We start from the raw sequence: 16,461 nt of genomic DNA on the forward strand, positions 1-16,461 counted from the left end.
GGCTAAGTCAGTAATTCGCAACAAGGATTGGCGATTACCATGGTTTGCCGTAGAATAACGGCCCTCATTAAGAGTCATCAAGGTGGTTAACCACGAACCCCGCAGCGGTCAGCCATCCGTTGCGTTTACATGGGACAGAGTAAAAAATTGAATAAACAACCGCGTTCGCTTTCTCCACTGGTGCAATTAGCGGGAATTCGCAAAAGTTTCGATGGCAAAGAGGTGATTTCCAGCCTGGATTTGACCATCAATAATGGCGAGTTTCTCACGCTGCTTGGCCCCTCTGGCTGCGGTAAAACAACCGTTCTTCGCCTGATTGCCGGTCTGGAAACGGTTGATTCCGGTCATATCATGTTGGACAACCAGGACATCACTCACGTTCCTGCGGAAAACCGCTACGTGAACACCGTCTTCCAAAGCTATGCGTTATTTCCCCACATGACCGTTTTTGAGAATGTGGCCTTTGGCTTACGCATGCAAAAAACGCCCGCAGCCGACATTCCTCCCCGCGTTACCGAAGCTCTGCGCATGGTGCAGCTGGAAGAGTTCGCCCAGCGAAAACCGCATCAACTCTCCGGTGGACAGCAGCAGCGCGTAGCGATTGCCCGAGCGGTGGTCAATAAACCCCGTTTACTCCTGTTAGACGAATCTCTCTCTGCGCTGGACTACAAACTGCGCAAGCAGATGCAGAACGAACTGAAAGCGCTGCAACGTAAGCTTGGTATCACCTTTGTCTTTGTCACTCACGATCAGGAAGAGGCGCTGACCATGTCAGACCGTATCGTGGTGATGCGCGATGGCAAGATTGAGCAGGACGGTACGCCGCGTGAAATCTACGAAGAGCCGAAAAATCTGTTTGTCGCCGGGTTTATCGGTGAGATCAATATGTTTAACGCGACGGTGATAGAACGTCTGGACGAACAGCGCGTTCGTGCTAACGTTGAAGGTCGTGAGTGCAATATTTATGTCAACTTCGCGGTGATTCCCGGGCAGAAGCTGCACGTCCTGTTACGCCCTGAAGATCTGCGCGTTGATGAAATCAACGACGACAATCATATCGAAGGCCTGATCGGCTACGTGCGTGAACGCAACTACAAAGGCATGACGCTGGAGTCGGTTGTGGAACTGGAAAATGGTAAGATGGTGATGGTCAGTGAATTCTTCAACGAAGACGATCCTGACTTTGACCACTCTCTCGACCAGAAAATGGCGATTAACTGGGTAGAAAGCTGGGAGGTCGTACTGGCTGATGAAGAACACAAGTAAATTCCAGAGTGTGGTGATCGTCACCATTGTCGGTTGGCTTGTGTTATTTGTCTTTCTGCCCAACCTGATGATCATCGGCACCAGCTTTTTGACCCGCGACGACGCCAATTTCGTCAAAATGGTCTTTACGCTGGAAAACTATACACGCCTGCTCGATCCGCTCTATTTTGAGGTACTGGTTCACTCCCTCAATATGGCGCTGATTGCCACGCTCGCCTGTCTGGTGCTCGGCTATCCGTTTGCCTGGTTTTTGGTGAAACTGCCGGAAAAAGTGCGTCCATTGCTGCTGTTCCTGCTGATTGTTCCGTTCTGGACCAACTCGCTTATTCGCATCTACGGACTCAAAATATTCCTCAGTACCAAGGGCTACCTCAACGAATTTCTGTTGTGGCTCGGCGTGATCGATACCCCCATTCGCATCATGTTTACCCCCAGCGCGGTGATTATCGGCCTGGTGTACATCCTGCTGCCGTTTATGGTGATGCCGCTCTATTCCAGCATTGAAAAGCTCGATAAACCGCTGCTGGAAGCCGCGCGCGATTTGGGCGCCAGTAAACTTCAGACCTTCACCCGCATCATTATTCCGTTAACGATGCCGGGAATTATCGCCGGATGCCTGCTGGTTATGCTGCCCGCAATGGGGCTGTTTTACGTTTCCGATTTAATGGGCGGGGCGAAAAACCTGCTGATTGGCAACGTGATTAAAGTTCAGTTCCTGAACATCCGCGATTGGCCGTTCGGTGCTGCCACCAGCATTACGCTGACCATCGTCATGGGTCTGATGCTGCTGATCTACTGGCGCGCCTCCCGCTTGCTGAACAAGAAGGTTAGCGACATTGATAGTTAACCGATATTACTCAAAAAGTTAAAATGATCATGGCATGCAGTTTACCCTCAAGTAAACTGCATGCCAGGTCAGGAACGGGGATAAGATTTGTAAAATCAGAAAGGAATTGTAAACCCGCCAAAATATGCCGTCATGATACGCATGAATTTATTATCGATATTCAAGAAATTGTCTTCTGGATTCATCATCTTCAAGGTACTCAAATGAGAGAAGGCGAATTTTGGTAAGGTTATAAAACCACTCGCAATCGTTTCGTTGAATAATTTCGCCAGGCTTGAAACATATTCCGGATGCTTCCCGGATAATCGCATATTTACCATTATTAAACCTGGCCCTGTGGATACAGAAAGATTGACCAACCTGCCCATGACAGCTGTTCGAAAGGATATGTCCTTCAATAAAAATAGATTTTTTAGATTTCATCATCATATCCTCTCAAACTACAGTACAGGAGCAATATTGTCATTTCCCAACATCACTCACGTTAGGTGGCAGAAGCCGATCAGCCGCCGATACACCAGCATTCTGATGGTCTGAACAACAGCCCGCAGGCAGGGCACTCCAGAACCGCATCTTTTCTTAGTTTACCTGCTTTCTGATCGGCTCTGTATGCGCATACCGGGCAGGCAACATGTACCGGTCTTTCTTTAAAGTGCCTGAGTCCTTTTGTATAAGACATAAATAATTCTCTGAGGAACACAGTAATTATTATACGCCTTAATATAAAAATAACTGGCTTAAGTTATGTTAATTTATGATTAAATCAGGATATCAGATATTGAAAATTAAACGTCTGATTTATGATATAATACCCTTCCGTGAGAAATTTATCATGAAATCAGAAGACACCCTTGACTGGTACCCGGCCCAGTTGCCACCAGTGAAAATTATTCTTGGCGAAGCCGTGCTGGCAGTGGGCAAACAGGGCCGACCTATTAATACCCGAACTTTGCTGGAATACCTTCAGGTCATGCAGGACAAGCAAAAAAAAAGAGATGACAAAATCGCCATGCAGACAGCAATTGAGGTTCTCAGGGATAATCAGCGCATTAACGGCAGACGTTAATGCGCGTCCGGACTCAGTATCAGTTCTGAATAATCTCAACCGTATGGTTTTGTCCATCATCCCGCAGCGATATTCTGTCATCAGGGAGGAGAGCACCATCCAGTGTAACGCGATATTCTGCATCGCCGCGTGAGACACTAATCTGATAATGGCTTTCGCCATATTGATAAGCCATAGAAAAAGACGGCCAGCCATCCGGCAACCGGGCATGAACCGTAAGATCAGCACCGGAACGTTTTATCCCCAGTAATTCCTCGGTAAGTAAACGCCAGGCCCAGCCTGATGAACCGGTATACCAGCTCCATCCGGCACGTCCGATATGGGGAGCGACGCTGTAGACATCAGCGCTCATGACATAAGGCTCGGCTTTATAGATCCCGACTGAGTTCACATTCAGAGTATGATTTATCGGGCTGAGCATCGACCAGAGTTGCCAGGCACGTTCGGCATTCCCCATTCGGGAAAATGCCATTACAGCCCAGATAGCGCCATGTGTATACTGCCCTCCGTTTTCCCGCACACCAGGCAGGTAACCCTGTATGTACCCCGGATTTGGACCGTGCCCATCGAAAGGCGGCGTTAATAGTTTTATCAGTCCCCCCTCGCTATCCACAAGGTGCTTATCCAGCGCCTGCATGGCCTTTGCGCACCGTCCCGGGCTAGCGGCCCCGGACAATACTGACCAGCTCTGGGCAATCGCATCAATACGGCAGTCCTGTGAGGCTTTCGACCCCAGGGGAGTACCATCGTCAAAATATCCACGCCGGTACCATTCACCATCCCAGGCGTGGGCTTCGAGATTGTTTTGCAGGCGCACAGCCTGCGAACGGCACATTGAGGCGACGCTTTCATCCAGCCTGCGATCAGCCAGCGCCGCAAACCGCTGCAAAATGTCGAACAGGAAGAAGCCCAGCCAGACGCTTTCACCCTTGCCGTCGATCCCCACCCGGTTCATGCCGTCATTCCAGTCACCCGCACCCATCAGCGGCAGACCATGCTCCCCGAACTGTTGTCCATACTTAATGGCTTTGACGCAGTGTAACCAGAGTGTCTCTTCGGTACCGCTGATGACCGGCGTATCATAGGCAGACTCTTCACCAGGCTGAAGCGGACGTCCCTCCAGATAAGGAATACGTGTTTCCAGTACATCCATATCCCCCGTCGTTTCAACATAGTGGCAAACGGCAAGCGGAAGCCACAGATAGTCATCGGAACAGCGGGTGCGCACCCCGTTGCCGTGTGGCGGGTGCCACCAGTGCTGTACATCACCCTCAATAAATTGCCGTGATGCACACAGGATTATCTGTTCTCGCATCCGGTTCGGATCAGCATGGCTCAGCGCCAGCGTATCCTGCAGTTGATCGCGAAAACCAAATGCGCCGCCGGACTGGTAGTAACCGCTGCGAGCCATCAAGCGACAGGCTACCGTCTGGTACAATAGCCAGCCATTCACCAGTAAATTTACCGATGTGTCGGGAGTGTTAACCACAATTTTATCGAGCACATTGTGCCAGTGGTTGTGAACCCGGTTCAGCTCCTCGCGGACCGTCTCCTCATTCATATAACGGGCAAGCGTCTCCTGAGCTCGAATATGATTCTCCTCTGCGCCGAGGATAAAAATAAACGTCCTCTGATCGCCATCAATTAATGTAACCGCCGATTGTACTGCCCCGCAGGGATCCAGACCGGCGCCCGTTTTACCTGAAAGCCTGCGTAGCTTCATGACCGACGGGGCGTGCAGAGAACCATTACGACCGATAAATTCCCGGCGGTCCCCGGTCAACGAACAGTCATTACCGCTGACGGCAAAAAAGGCAGTACGACCGCTACCGTTATCACCATAAAAATTGTTTGCCAGCACTCCGCAGCCGCCAGGCGGTCTGGTCGCATGAGTCACAATGTGAGGGGCTGAGCGAGTTCGTGTTCCTCCGAGCGTCCACTCCACATAGCCGGTGACGGAAAGTTTTCGTGTCCGCCCCGAAGAGTTACTGAGCGTCAGGAGCGCTAGCTTAACCGGTGCCTCTTCGGCAACCAGGACCGTCAGCTCGCTGTCTATACCATTCTCTCGATGGGCAAACACGCTGTAACCGAAACCATGGCGGGTCAGGTAATCACCATGTCCGCGAACAGGTAAGGCCGTCGGTGACCAACACTCACCGCTCTCTTCATCGCGCAGATAAAACGCCTCACCGCTGCGATCGCTCACCGGATCGTTCTCCCACGGTGTCAACCGGTATTCATGTGCATTCTCATACCAGGAGTAGGCCTGTCCCGCCTCTGAAATCACAGTGCCAAAACGGGCATTTGCCAGTACGTTTGACCAGGGAGCCGGTGTCTGCGCATCTTCCCGCAGAACAATCTGATATTCCCGACCATCCTGAGAAAATCCACCGTACCCATTGAAATGACATAACTGACTGATATCGGGACTCCAGTCCGTATGTTGATTACGCTCGCGTACAGCCCGTGGAATGAGTGCTCTGGCCTGAGGTTTAAGGGTATGAGTACGCTGATTAAGCTGCTCATTGATACTGCCTGTGCGGTCATCAAGATAAAGACAGGCCACGCTCATCAAAAGCAACTTATCTTCAGCAGAGAGATGCTCGCCATTACGAACAAAAATACCGCCCGTTTTGTCCAGCAGACTGGCTTCAGACCCGGCATAAATTAAGTCCATAATCTGATTTTGTAAGCCCTGCTGGTAGCCGCCGGGGCTGTTATTCAGGATAACCAAATCAACATCCAGCCCTTTCTGTCTCCAGTAACGGTGTGCCTGAATCAGTGTGGTCACTGAGGCAATACTTTCCTCGCTGGTAATACTGAGCAGCACTATCGGCAGATCGCCTGAAATTGCCCAGCCCCACAGACCGGACTGACCACGCCGGTTGCGGCTGATCGCCTGGCCTTCGGCGCGCAGCTCCTGGACAGGGTAAAGCACCGCGCTGGCAAGACGATTAAACAAAGTGGCATCATCTTCACTGGCGTTCATCTGGCGTAACACCACCAGACTGTGAGACCAGGCCAGTTCAAAGACGCGATCAGCGATAGGGTAATCGCGGTATTTTTCCAGCAACGCCAGGCTCTGCTGGCGGGTCTCGCTGATGCCATAAATGATATCAATCGTGACCGGCTGCCCCGGCTGCAGAGTGATGGTGTGGCGTATTGCCAGGATCGGATCCAGCACTGACCCCGACGTGTTGCTGAGCGCCCCGCCTGCCTTTATTGCCTGGGCATCCGCAGGGTTTCTGCCACGACCAAGAAATTTTGCCCTGTCTGTTTCAAACGAAACGTTATGACGGTTATCGCCATGCACCACCATCATGTGAAACAGGCAGGGACTCGCTTCACCCGGAGAACGCGGGCGCCGGTGGCAAAGAATAGCGTCACGCTCAGGATCCAGTTCCGTCTGAATAAACAGATTGCTAAATGCCGGGTGTGCCAGATCGCTGGCTTCAGGCGCCAGTACTACTTCGGCATAGGTTGTCAGTTCCAGAGAGCGAGGCTGGCGACCACGATGAATCAGTGTGAGCCGTCGCAACTCAATATCATCCTCCGGGGAGATCACAACCTGAGTTTTGACGCTGAGCCCATCGAAAGAGCGTCTGAATTCAGCACTCGCATCGGTGAATATCACTTCCTCGTCATGCCCGCTGGTGTGGGCTGTCGGTTGCCAGGTATTGCTCGACACATTCCCCGTCTGTATATCGCGGATATAGCAGAATGCTCCCCAGTTATCGCGGGTGGTATCACTGCGCCAGCGCGTGAGCGCAATATTATTCCAGCGACTATAGCCGCCGCCGCCCGTGGTCAACATCAGATGATAATGGTTGTTGGACAGCAGTTGAATATCCGGGGCCGGCGTGTCCACGCCATAGAAAATACGGGGTTCATAGCGAACGGGTTTGACCCTGCCCTCATGAGATTCAAAATGACGGCGCGGACTGTACAGATCGACCGCATCTGGCACGCGTTCCTGTAACAGCAGGCTCGCTGAGCGGAAGACCGTACTGGACATGAAGCGTTCAGTCATCGGGGCGTCAAGTAGCACATGAGCCAGCGCCTGAAATGCCATGCCCTGGTGATGCGCCATCCAGGACTGAACCACCGCATAGAGCTGACCGGTTGCGAGGCGTGAGGGAGTATAGTCCAGCGCTTCATAAAAACCGTATTCACCATGTGCGCCATTTTTTTGCAGCCTGATCAGGTTCTCACAGGCTTTCTGTGGCGAGACCATTAACGCCAGCAGTGTGGCGTAAGGGGCGACAACCATGTCATCAGCAAGCCCCCTGCGCAGACCGAGACCCGGCACACCAAATGCCTGATATTGATAATTATGCTGAACATCAAAAGCATGATAACCAGACTCTGAAACGCCCCACGGTACTCCGCGTTCTTTCCCCCAATGAATCTGGCGCATAACCGCCGACTGACTCATTTCATCGAGCAGGCTGCCAGGCCAGGTGGGCATTACCAGATTCGGCATCAGGTATTCAAACATTGACCCGCTCCATGACATCAGGGCGGTTTCATTGTCAATGGTAGTGAACAGTCGTCCCAACGCGTACCAGCTTTTAAGTGGTAGCTGATTAGTGGCAATGGCAAGAAAGCTGGTCAGGCGGATTTCGGACGGCAGAAGATCGTAGTGGCTCTTGTCAGGCATATTCGTGTCACAGTTATAGCCAACACTGAGCAGACTGGTTGCTTCGCTGTACAGAAAGGCGAAATCCATCCGGGCATGCTCATCCAGCCGTTGTTCAAGTTCAGTGATAATATTGAGTCGCATCCGTGCCTGCTCCGTCGCTGACGCCGGGGGGGTTCCTACACCAGTAAATGTTGCGCGCGCAAGCTCGCATAAAGTCGGCAGCGTCTGTTCGTTCCAGGATGCAGGTAACCAACCAAGCAGCAGCGACCACTCATGGCAAAGCTGAACCAGTTGATGCTCCAGATGTCCTGCCCAACGCATCTGAAGAGGAGATCCCTGATGGCATAGCGTGTTCAGGTGATTGCACTGGGTGCGCATATTTTTCAGCTCGCTGAAAAATGTCTGCGGAGAGAGCGACACCGCGCTCAGGCAGTGTTTTCGCAGCAACCGCAAGCTGTCAGGCGGGTTCTGACCCCACTGTTTTTCCAGAATATCCAGCGTATCGTTCAGTCCTGCCAGTATCTGTTGGCGATTTAAAACTGGCTGATGACGCATGGCGGACAGCCCTGCACGCAGCGTCAACAAATGCCCTGCCATGTTGCCGCTGTCGACGCTTGAGATATAGCGTGGGCTGAGGGGGGCCAGCGTACGAGTGTCATACCAGTTGTAGAGATGGCCCCGGTAGTGCTCCATTTTATCCATTGTGTCGAGCGTGAGCGACACGCGCCGGAGCACTTCCCCGCCGGGCAGGTAGCCAAAGTCCCATGCCGTCAGGTTAGCCATGAGGGAAAGGCCAATATTGGTAGGAGAAGTTCGATGGGCCACCGTCGGCTGCGGTATTTCCTGGTAGTTATCAGGCGGAAGCCAGTTCTCTTTTTCTGTGGCAAAGGTTTCAAAAAACGCCCAGATTTCACGGCTTGTCTGGCGCAACAGCTGTTTTTGTTCCGGATTGGGCGAAAACACCTTACGCGCAGGCTGACGACTCAGCCAGCTCATCAGCAGCGGTGCCACACACCATAACAAACCGATCGGCAACGCAATCCCCAGCAGTTGTGGAGCAAATTGTCCGGTCAGTATTATCAGCATCACACCACATGCAACATTCAGCCACATCGCCTGATAAAAACGCGCGACAGTGGGTCCGGCCTGATTGCTGTCCAGGCTGTAGCTGACCCACTGGCTGAGGTGACGCCTGCTGATCCCCAATCGCCATAACGTCACGGCGATCGCTTTTAGCGAATATCCGGCTTCATGCGGCAGTATCGCAAAATTAAGGCCGATACCTGACAAACGCTTCAGCGCGCCCGCCCCTACCAGTAACAGATGCGGCTTCAGGCGGCGACGCAGAGGTTTATGCAGAAAGTCATGGGTGATGCAGAGGATGGTTGGCAACAGCCATATCAGCGACAGTACGCCCAGCCAGTAAACCGGATTAGGTACCCCAAGCAGGGTGAAGAACAGCAATACCAGTAATGAGGGGGCGACCAGACTGCGACGCAGATTATCAAGTAATTTCCAGTAAGAAAGCGCGGTCAGCGGATTCCTGGTCCGGGTTCCATCGGCTCTTCTGACACGTGGTTTCAGCCAGTTAAGCAGTTGCCAGTCACCCCGGATCCAGCGTGAACGACGTGCAACATCCGACAGATAATTATTCGGGTACTGTTCATAGAGTAACACCTCACTCAGCAGCCCCGAACGTGCATAGCATCCTTCGAGTAGATCATGGCTGAGAACCAGGTTTTCCGGGCAGGTGTTGGCAGTGGCCTGCATAAAAATGTCAACATCGTAAATCCCTTTGCCCACGAACGATCCTTCCCCAAAAAGGTCCTGATAGATATCCGAAGACATCATCGAATAGGGATTATTGCCCGGTATGCTGCTGCGCATGGCGGCGTAACGTCCCTGACCGTTGCGTGGTATCTCCTCCGCAAGGCCGGGTTGTAAAATGCCAAATCCTTTGACAACCCTCTGGCGTACCGGATCATACTCTGGAGTATTCAGCGGATGCGCCATCGTCGCGACCAGTTTGTGCGCCGTATCGCGCGGCAACACCGTATCACTGTCCAGGGTAATGACGTATTTAATATGGCCCGGTAAAAGGTTAGCAGGCATGTCTGCAACGCTGACGAATTGTGTCCCCGGATGGCGCAACCAGCTGTTCAGTAACGCCAGTTTTCCCCGCTTGCGTTCATAGCCCATCCACGTTCCTTCAGCGGGGTTCCATTCAGGCTGGCGGTGTAGCAGGTAAAAACGCGGGCGGCTGGAGGGATAGCGGCGATTCAGCGCCTGCATATCGGCGATCGCCTGTCTGAGGAGCATCTGGCTTTCCGGCGAGGGTTCATTTGCAGAATCAGCGAAATCAGTGAGCAGCGCAAACCTGAGATTTTCGTTTTCATTCCCCAGCCAGCAGACTTCAAGACTGGTGAGGAGTTGGCTGAAACTTGCGTGGCTGGTCAGCATGCAGGGGATGACTAACAGAGTGGCGCTGTCAGGGGGAATGCCGGTTGAGAAATCCATCCGCGGCAAGGGGCGAGGAACGCGAAAACGGGTGGTGGCGTCACTGAGTAAATCGCTCATTAACTGAGTTACAGCGATAATCAGAGGGAATATCACCGCGATCAACAGCCAGTCTGCGCCCTGCATGGCTGTTTCATGCAAAATTGCCGCGGTCGTTGCGGTTGTCAACAACGCCAGGCTTCCAAGCCATGACAGCAGGGTTATTCTGTTGAAACTGTGCCGCAAGCGCATGAGCCTTGAGGTGTCTGCTAACAGATGAATTTCCAGCGCCTGCCGACCTTCGCCTGCGAGATAATAACCAACATGATGTTCCAGTGTATCGGGAGCACTGTTTCCTGAAAGCGTCAGCACCCTGTCAGCAACTTCAGGCTCGCTGAGACCACTGTCTCTGGCCAGGACCTCAACAACGTGCCGGTAATGATCCCGGGTATTGAAGTGCATCCGAGGATAGATACCGGCAGGATCATTGCGTAATGCCTGTTCGACGACACTTATCGTTTCGGCGAAATCAGCCCAATCCGTTTCACTCAGTAATCGCAGACCCGCGATGCTGTTACTGACAGATAGCTGGCTGGCAGCAAGCTGTTGATTGAAATTATGTATGAGAACGTCGGTGGTGATCCCCTGTTCCCGAAGGCACTGATCAACCCAGGTCAGAGGTAACGACAGCGCATTGCCATGCCCCTGCAGACGCCGCACCAGCTCTGCGACAAACGCACTGGTTAACGTAGGTCGGGAGCGTGCCATATCGGCAACCACCATGATTAAATCGCCAGGGGCATTCTCTGCACATCCGAAAATCTTTGTTATCCACATATCAGCCAGCGTTCTGTCCTGCTGCGCTTTGATCACTTCGATACTGATACGACGAAGATTTTCAATCAGCGCCAGGCGCAGCATTCCCGGTAACGCCCAGACTTCACCTAATGTCAGCGGGGTCACCTGTTGATAGGCGGTGAGATAGCTGGTCAGGCTGGCAGCATCCCAGCGCCCGTCACCGTGAGCAATGGCCTCTGATGCAATATTGTAAATTCGTGGGCAATTCAGCGGCGACATCAGCGACGGGAGACCTTTACCAAAGCTTTTCGGCAAGTGCTGGCGGACAGTGCGGATTTGTTCCTCAATCAGATAATAATTGTCCAGCAACCACTCCCCGGCAGGCATGATGCTGGTCTTTTTACCCGCGTTAAGCTCATAACAGCTTTGGGTAATGATGGCCTCATTCTCGCCGAGTCTTTTTAGAAGATAATAAGGATGTTTATCCGGCGATAATTTATGGGTCCGTGCGAGCTTCTGACCGTAGCGTTCCATCTGGGCGGTCGAAAAGAGTTCTGACTGCAGAGTGCTTTCACCGGCAGGATCGTTCGCCGAAAACGTTACGCTTTCGGTAGCATTCATCGGAATATGGGAGCGGTTAAACCACGCCCTGGGGTTCATTTTCATAGCATTGCTCTGATGCAGAGTTAGCATGCAGGAGCAGTTGCGAAATCAGTTCAGAAACGTTCTCTCAGGATGGGCGTAAGGCATCAGGGATTTAACAGCTGCCGGGATTTGACTTAAGTATAGAACACCGGGTTTAGGTGCAACTAAGTGTCAGGGTTATCGTGGTGAAACAAACAGTGTTTTACAGCCAGGGCAAAGCATTGTCTGCTTAAGGCGAATTTTAGAAATAGATTGGGATGAACGTAAGCCACAGGCCGGGCAGATGACAGTAGTCGTCGATACGCCGCCGAGGTACTTCATTGCGTAATCGATGAGAGACATGATGATTACCCTTTCGATGAATGAGATTCACTGTACCACGTTTGGATAAAATTTAACCATTTAATTTATCGTCCTATTCTTTATCCAAAAGGGGGATAACACAGGGTAGATGACGACGTTTGCCAAGATAGATATTTGCAGCCGTTGAGACCGTTGATCCGCCACTCTTCGATACGGCTCCCTGCAGTCCGCTCTGGTATACAATGACCCGCTTCGATATTTTTCCGGGAAATACTATGATATTTACCCTGAACTTTTCCTTTATGTCTTAGTCTAATAATCAAATCCATCTGAAATGAAGAAAATTTATGATTACCAGCCTTTCATTGGTATTTACCGTCATTACCGCTCTGTGCATTATGTTGTTTGCTGCGGTAAAAGTAGGAGTTGGGTTATCTAACAATCCCGACCGAAATGATAATTAACCCATTCGCAGGCTACTACGTCACCCCACTCCCCTCAATGTGATACCCACTGACCACGAAATATTCGACAAGTGCATTCCCTGCCCTGAGCCAGCAGTAGCCCGATAGCGCGGGCTGGCATCGGAAAGGCCCCATTAAAAAGTCAGGCCTTGTCTCTATGGTTAAAAATGAAGGTTTTGACAACATCCAAATTTTTTGACAGCAATAAAAAAGCATTACCTTTTAAGATAATGCTTTTCATTCAAGCTGGGTCTTTTAACAATTAGATCAATGTAATTTTAATATCATAGCTTTCAAGCCCAGTCATTTTTTCACGAGCAGTAAACTGGATGTCGGAAACTTCTTTTCCTGTCTTTTTTTTGAGTTCAACAATTTTTTTTGTAATGAATTCAGAAATATCCGCTTCAGTTTTTGTTTTTAACTCTTCGACGTTCATTATTTACCTCTCTTGATCTCTAACGTATCAACGTCAAGTATGTAACATTCCCCGTGGAGCACTTATAACAGTGCTGACATGTTTAAAAGATAGAATGGAAAGACTCAATAATCAAGAGGTTGCAGTACAATCTTCATACAAGAAAAGCGCAAAACATCTGCAAACCACTGGACTACTATCTCGGTCGGTAAAGAAACAATCAGATGTCACTTCAAAAGCTTCGATGCTGCCTCGAGAATCTCTTCGGAACTGACATCGCGATCAGAGGCGACATAAACTATTTTATGGTCTCCTGTCAGAGATGGAAATCCTGCTGACATCACGGACAGGTGTGCTTTTTCCCCATTGGGAAACTCACGCATTATCGAAGTAATTCCCTTCATTACGGATACAACAACTGCCGGTTCTGAGTTAAAAAAAACGATTACTTTTTTCATAATGATACCGTGATGGTTCGTACAGAGATGAACGGTTTAGCATACAAAAAAGGCTCCATAAGGAACCTGAACTTTATTTTCTAAAATCTAACGAAGTCTGACCAGAACGAATGTATAGCGCAACATTGTCAAATGTAATCATTACCGATTTGCAAAAAATACATTTTGCTCCGAAAGGATTTTTTTCAGTAACATCAAAGCTCGACGTTCTGTACTGAGATCCGTGGCAACACGGGCATCTGAAGTGAATATGATGTGTAATAACAGTTACCTTATACAACCACGACATTAACTGCTGAGGGGCCTTTAGGTCCCTGTTCAACACTAAACTCAACTTCCTGATTCTCATTCAGCGTCTTGAAATCGTTACTCTGGATAGCAGAAAAGTGTACAAACACATCTTTACTGCCATCTTTAGGGGTGATAAACCCAAAACCTTTTTCAGGATTGAACCATTTAACTAAGCCAGTCATTTTATTAGACATAATTATTACCTTTCTTGAGTAAGCCCTTGGGCAGAATGGTCCGAAAAAAATCATCAGAGAGAAAAGCCAGCAAGGAAATCTCAACAGGAACAAGAAATAAAATTAATACAGCACTTGCTTTAGATAAATTCGTTACAAACCAAGAATTCATTAACGCATGATTAACCAAACATAGCAAGATTTAGTTTTATAGGGAAATCGCACATGATTCTTATCATAAAAATGAATTTAAATAGCTTAAATCGAAAATTATGTCATGCTGCTTAAGACCTTTATCTATCACCCTAAGTTTTCAGGGATTTTGACTCACGGAAGAGTCGTATTTCCTCCATCTCAGCATAATATTTAGCATCTACCACGAAATTTCCGAGCATGTCAGAGAGGATTACAACGTCAGCTCCGGCTGTTTTACTTTTGGCAGGAACGGCAAGATTTCCGGTGTGCTTTGCGGCATTCAGGCGGCGGGCAAGCTTTGTGGTATCGGTGTGCGGCTGGCAAAGAGTAACAGACAGGATAGAAAAAGCCGCATATGGCTGCCTGGGTTATATTTATCAGTAGATTGATCGCGTCTTAATGCCCGGCTGACACTAAGCTCACCATAACAATGCAAGAATCCTATTGTTGGTGCAAACGCACCGTCATAGCGCATCACTGAAACAATATGAAACAATCAAACAATCAATGCCCATGCTTTTTTGTTTGTTGTTGACATTTAAATCTGCCATTAATTAGGAACCGAATCTGTGGAGGATATTTATGCTCAAACTTTTCCATTACCATTCTCAATACTGGATATTTCTCGCACTTGCACTTTCTGTTTACGTAGTTGCTTTTCGATAACACATGAATAGGTTGTGTACTGCTTCCATCTAATGTAGCCAGAACTTATATCTCATGAGCTTTGGTCCGGGCCTTAGCTCATCAAAGTGCATATGTTATAAATATAATGATACCGTTGCTGATATAAAGCCGTGCACAGAAACCATCTGACCTGTTTTGCTTAGCCTTATAACAACCTGAAAAAGAAAACGTTTTAAACATGCTAACCAGTATTTTGGAAGTCCACAACTTTTTAATATCTGTCAAAGTCAACATGTTGAATTTAAGTCATGGGCCACTCAATATGTGTAGAACCGCTTACCACCATAATGGCAAATCCAAAGATAATGTGGGTATTAAAATATTACGTCTTCTTTCGCTACTGCATTAGCAATTGATTAACAATAACCTATATCAGGTATCGCCCTCCTTTTTATAAGTTAAAAAAGTAAGACGAGATTATTTTTTCAGTGTATATCTGAACATCCTCTATAATTCTGTCTATGTTAAAGATTTTAACCAATGAAAAACAATATTTTTTCCATTGAACGGAATAAACCGATAAGTCCTTTAGAACTTAAGATTTACCGCAACTATCGTGTAGTTCATGGGATCCGTATTGCTTTAGCATTTGTTATAACTTTCTTATTGATAAGAATGTTGAATTTACCAGACCACTCCTGGCCCCTGATTACACTGGTTGTGGTCATGGGACCAATTAGTTACATGGGCAATGTGATACCCAGGGCACTTGAACGTATGGCGGGAACTGTAGGGGGTGCGATTTTGGGGATCATCGCATTACACATTGAAATGTATTCTCTCACTATGATGATGCTGTGGTGTGGATGCGCAGCTTTCCTTTGTGGTTTTCTGGCCATGAGTAAACGTCCCTATGCCGCATTATTGATTGGTATCACGCTGGCGGTTGTCAGCAGCGCTCCTGCAGGAGACTTACAAACAGCATTGTGGCGAAGCACCAACATTATTATAGGATGCATTCTGGCGATGTTGTTTACCAGCATTTTTCCCCAAAGAGCATTCATTAACTGGCGTATACAACTTGCTGACTTTCTTTCTGATTATCTAAAAATAACAACTGCGGGAGTCTCCCGAAACGTTCTTGCGCCCCCGAGAATGGCCAAACTTCAAACGCGAGCGCTGAATAATGTAGTAAAAATGCGCAGCCTTATTACACCAGTAAATAAAGAAACAAAGATTGCGAAGAGTCTACTTGAAGATATTCAATCGATAACCCGCGATATGATAGCGGCGCAAAAATTTCAGATAAATGCCCACTGGGCATCCCGTGGCAGTCGATTTCTCATATTGAATACTCACACGCTGTCAGATATGGAACAAATGACCCGTAGCACCCTCAACACCCTCGCACATGCCTTGCATGAAGGAAACCCAACGCCGATAGCATCAAATAGCGAGCATCTTCTCGAAATTACTAAAGAGTTGCATTGTCTTTTACTCGCCAATGAGGGCGAGGAAATCATTGAAAGCGCCGTTCACGGATATGTTTGGTTGAGCATTCAGCTTGCTATCCAACTTGAAGCACTATCAACCCTAATCACAAAAGCGCTTACAGAAAATAATTAATTTCAATGTCAATCGACAAATATGTAATCATTATTGCCTCACACCGTCCAGATATCACAACCTATCTTTTAGTAATGAAAAAGGCCCATTCTATTGTGTGGGCCAGAAAAGAAGAGTTTTGCACTACCAGGCTGGATGCCTCTCAGTAG

At 49.0% G+C, this 16,461-nt stretch carries 13 protein-coding genes; 5 read left to right on the forward strand and 8 right to left on the reverse strand.

Going from position 1 to position 16,461, the window contains the following annotated elements; genetic code table 11:
* The first annotated feature begins 129 nt into the window (after positions 1 to 129).
* Complete coding sequence (gene potA, locus HV311_RS14605) at positions 130 to 1,266, forward strand: spermidine/putrescine ABC transporter ATP-binding protein PotA (RefSeq protein ID WP_016152695.1); 1,137 nt, start codon at positions 130 to 132, stop codon at positions 1,264 to 1,266.
* Positions 1,250 to 2,113 (forward strand): spermidine/putrescine ABC transporter permease PotB, encoded by an 864-nt coding sequence (potB, locus tag HV311_RS14610; RefSeq protein WP_016150058.1) that lies wholly within the window; start codon positions 1,250 to 1,252, stop codon positions 2,111 to 2,113. The genes potA and potB overlap by 17 nt, the downstream gene beginning before the upstream one ends.
* Before the next feature lie 502 nt (positions 2,114 to 2,615).
* Here the strand turns inward: potB and HV311_RS28275 are convergent.
* On the reverse strand, positions 2,616 to 2,792 hold the full coding sequence (locus tag HV311_RS28275) for a YnfU family zinc-binding protein (protein ID WP_213083733.1): 177 nt from the start codon (positions 2,790 to 2,792) through the stop codon (positions 2,616 to 2,618).
* 153 nt (positions 2,793 to 2,945) lie between these two features.
* Between HV311_RS28275 and HV311_RS14615 the strand changes: the two genes are divergently transcribed.
* Positions 2,946 to 3,179 (forward strand): hypothetical protein, encoded by a 234-nt coding sequence (locus HV311_RS14615; RefSeq protein WP_029139493.1) that lies wholly within the window; start codon positions 2,946 to 2,948, stop codon positions 3,177 to 3,179.
* Positions 3,180 to 3,198: 19 nt separating this feature from the next.
* Here HV311_RS14615 and HV311_RS14620 read toward each other — a convergent pair whose 3' ends face one another.
* Both HV311_RS14620 and HV311_RS27865 read right to left on the reverse strand, forming a co-directional pair.
* On the reverse strand, positions 3,199 to 11,781 hold the full coding sequence (locus HV311_RS14620) for a GH36-type glycosyl hydrolase domain-containing protein (protein WP_191220122.1): 8,583 nt from the start codon (positions 11,779 to 11,781) through the stop codon (positions 3,199 to 3,201).
* Positions 11,782 to 11,937: 156 nt separating this feature from the next.
* Positions 11,938 to 12,102, reverse strand: a complete 165-nt coding sequence (locus HV311_RS27865) for a YnfU family zinc-binding protein (protein WP_175299807.1) — start codon at positions 12,100 to 12,102, stop codon at positions 11,938 to 11,940.
* Positions 12,103 to 12,461: 359 nt separating this feature from the next.
* On the opposite strand from HV311_RS27865, the gene HV311_RS28280 reads away from it, so the two are divergent.
* Positions 12,462 to 12,527 (forward strand): hypothetical protein, encoded by a 66-nt coding sequence (locus tag HV311_RS28280; RefSeq protein WP_367397984.1) that lies wholly within the window; start codon positions 12,462 to 12,464, stop codon positions 12,525 to 12,527.
* Between the two features lie 262 nt (positions 12,528 to 12,789).
* On the opposite strand, the gene HV311_RS14625 is transcribed toward HV311_RS28280, so the two are convergent.
* From HV311_RS14625 to HV311_RS28285, 5 genes are all read right to left on the reverse strand, one after another.
* Positions 12,790 to 12,963, reverse strand: a complete 174-nt coding sequence (locus tag HV311_RS14625; protein ID WP_016152691.1) for a GnsA/GnsB family addiction module toxin — start codon at positions 12,961 to 12,963, stop codon at positions 12,790 to 12,792.
* A gap of 206 nt (positions 12,964 to 13,169) precedes the next feature.
* Positions 13,170 to 13,400, reverse strand: a complete 231-nt coding sequence (locus HV311_RS14630; protein WP_019076503.1) for a hypothetical protein — start codon at positions 13,398 to 13,400, stop codon at positions 13,170 to 13,172.
* A 73-nt stretch (positions 13,401 to 13,473) separates the two neighbouring features.
* Positions 13,474 to 13,662, reverse strand: a complete 189-nt coding sequence (gene ymcF / locus HV311_RS14635; protein WP_103766489.1) for a cold shock small protein YmcF — start codon at positions 13,660 to 13,662, stop codon at positions 13,474 to 13,476.
* Between the two features lie 10 nt (positions 13,663 to 13,672).
* The gene (cspG, locus tag HV311_RS14640; protein ID WP_016152690.1) at positions 13,673 to 13,885 is read right to left on the reverse strand and encodes a cold shock protein CspG; all 213 of its coding nucleotides are present in this window, start codon (positions 13,883 to 13,885) and stop codon (positions 13,673 to 13,675) included.
* A gap of 284 nt (positions 13,886 to 14,169) precedes the next feature.
* Positions 14,170 to 14,400, reverse strand: coding sequence for a DUF2514 family protein (locus tag HV311_RS28285; RefSeq protein ID WP_220131815.1), 231 nt, complete (start codon positions 14,398 to 14,400; stop codon positions 14,170 to 14,172).
* Positions 14,401 to 15,226: 826 nt separating this feature from the next.
* Between HV311_RS28285 and HV311_RS14645 the strand changes: the two genes are divergently transcribed.
* Positions 15,227 to 16,312, forward strand: a complete 1,086-nt coding sequence (locus tag HV311_RS14645; RefSeq protein WP_047359316.1) for an FUSC family protein — start codon at positions 15,227 to 15,229, stop codon at positions 16,310 to 16,312.
* Positions 16,313 to 16,461 lie beyond the last annotated feature (149 nt).

Origin of the sequence: Citrobacter sp. RHBSTW-00881, from assembly GCF_013728515.1 — a bacterium.
Lineage (GTDB): Bacteria > Pseudomonadota > Gammaproteobacteria > Enterobacterales > Enterobacteriaceae > Citrobacter > Citrobacter braakii.

Excerpts from the sequence above, each read along its gene's own strand:
- potA (WP_016152695.1), top strand. The coding sequence starts at position 130 with ATGGGACAGAGTAAAAAATTGAATAAACAACCGCGTTCGCTTTCTCCA.
- cspG (WP_016152690.1), bottom strand. The coding sequence starts at position 13,885 with ATGTCTAATAAAATGACTGGCTTAGTTAAATGGTTCAATCCTGAAAAA.
- HV311_RS14645 (WP_047359316.1), top strand. The coding sequence starts at position 15,227 with ATGAAAAACAATATTTTTTCCATTGAACGGAATAAACCGATAAGTCCT.
- potB (WP_016150058.1), top strand. The coding sequence starts at position 1,250 with ATGAAGAACACAAGTAAATTCCAGAGTGTGGTGATCGTCACCATTGTC.
- HV311_RS28275 (WP_213083733.1), bottom strand. The coding sequence starts at position 2,792 with ATGTCTTATACAAAAGGACTCAGGCACTTTAAAGAAAGACCGGTACAT.
- HV311_RS27865 (WP_175299807.1), bottom strand. The coding sequence starts at position 12,102 with ATGTCTCTCATCGATTACGCAATGAAGTACCTCGGCGGCGTATCGACG.
- HV311_RS14620 (WP_191220122.1), bottom strand. The coding sequence starts at position 11,781 with ATGAAAATGAACCCCAGGGCGTGGTTTAACCGCTCCCATATTCCGATG.
- HV311_RS14630 (WP_019076503.1), bottom strand. The coding sequence starts at position 13,400 with ATGAAAAAAGTAATCGTTTTTTTTAACTCAGAACCGGCAGTTGTTGTA.
- HV311_RS14615 (WP_029139493.1), top strand. The coding sequence starts at position 2,946 with ATGAAATCAGAAGACACCCTTGACTGGTACCCGGCCCAGTTGCCACCA.
- HV311_RS14625 (WP_016152691.1), bottom strand. The coding sequence starts at position 12,963 with ATGAACGTCGAAGAGTTAAAAACAAAAACTGAAGCGGATATTTCTGAA.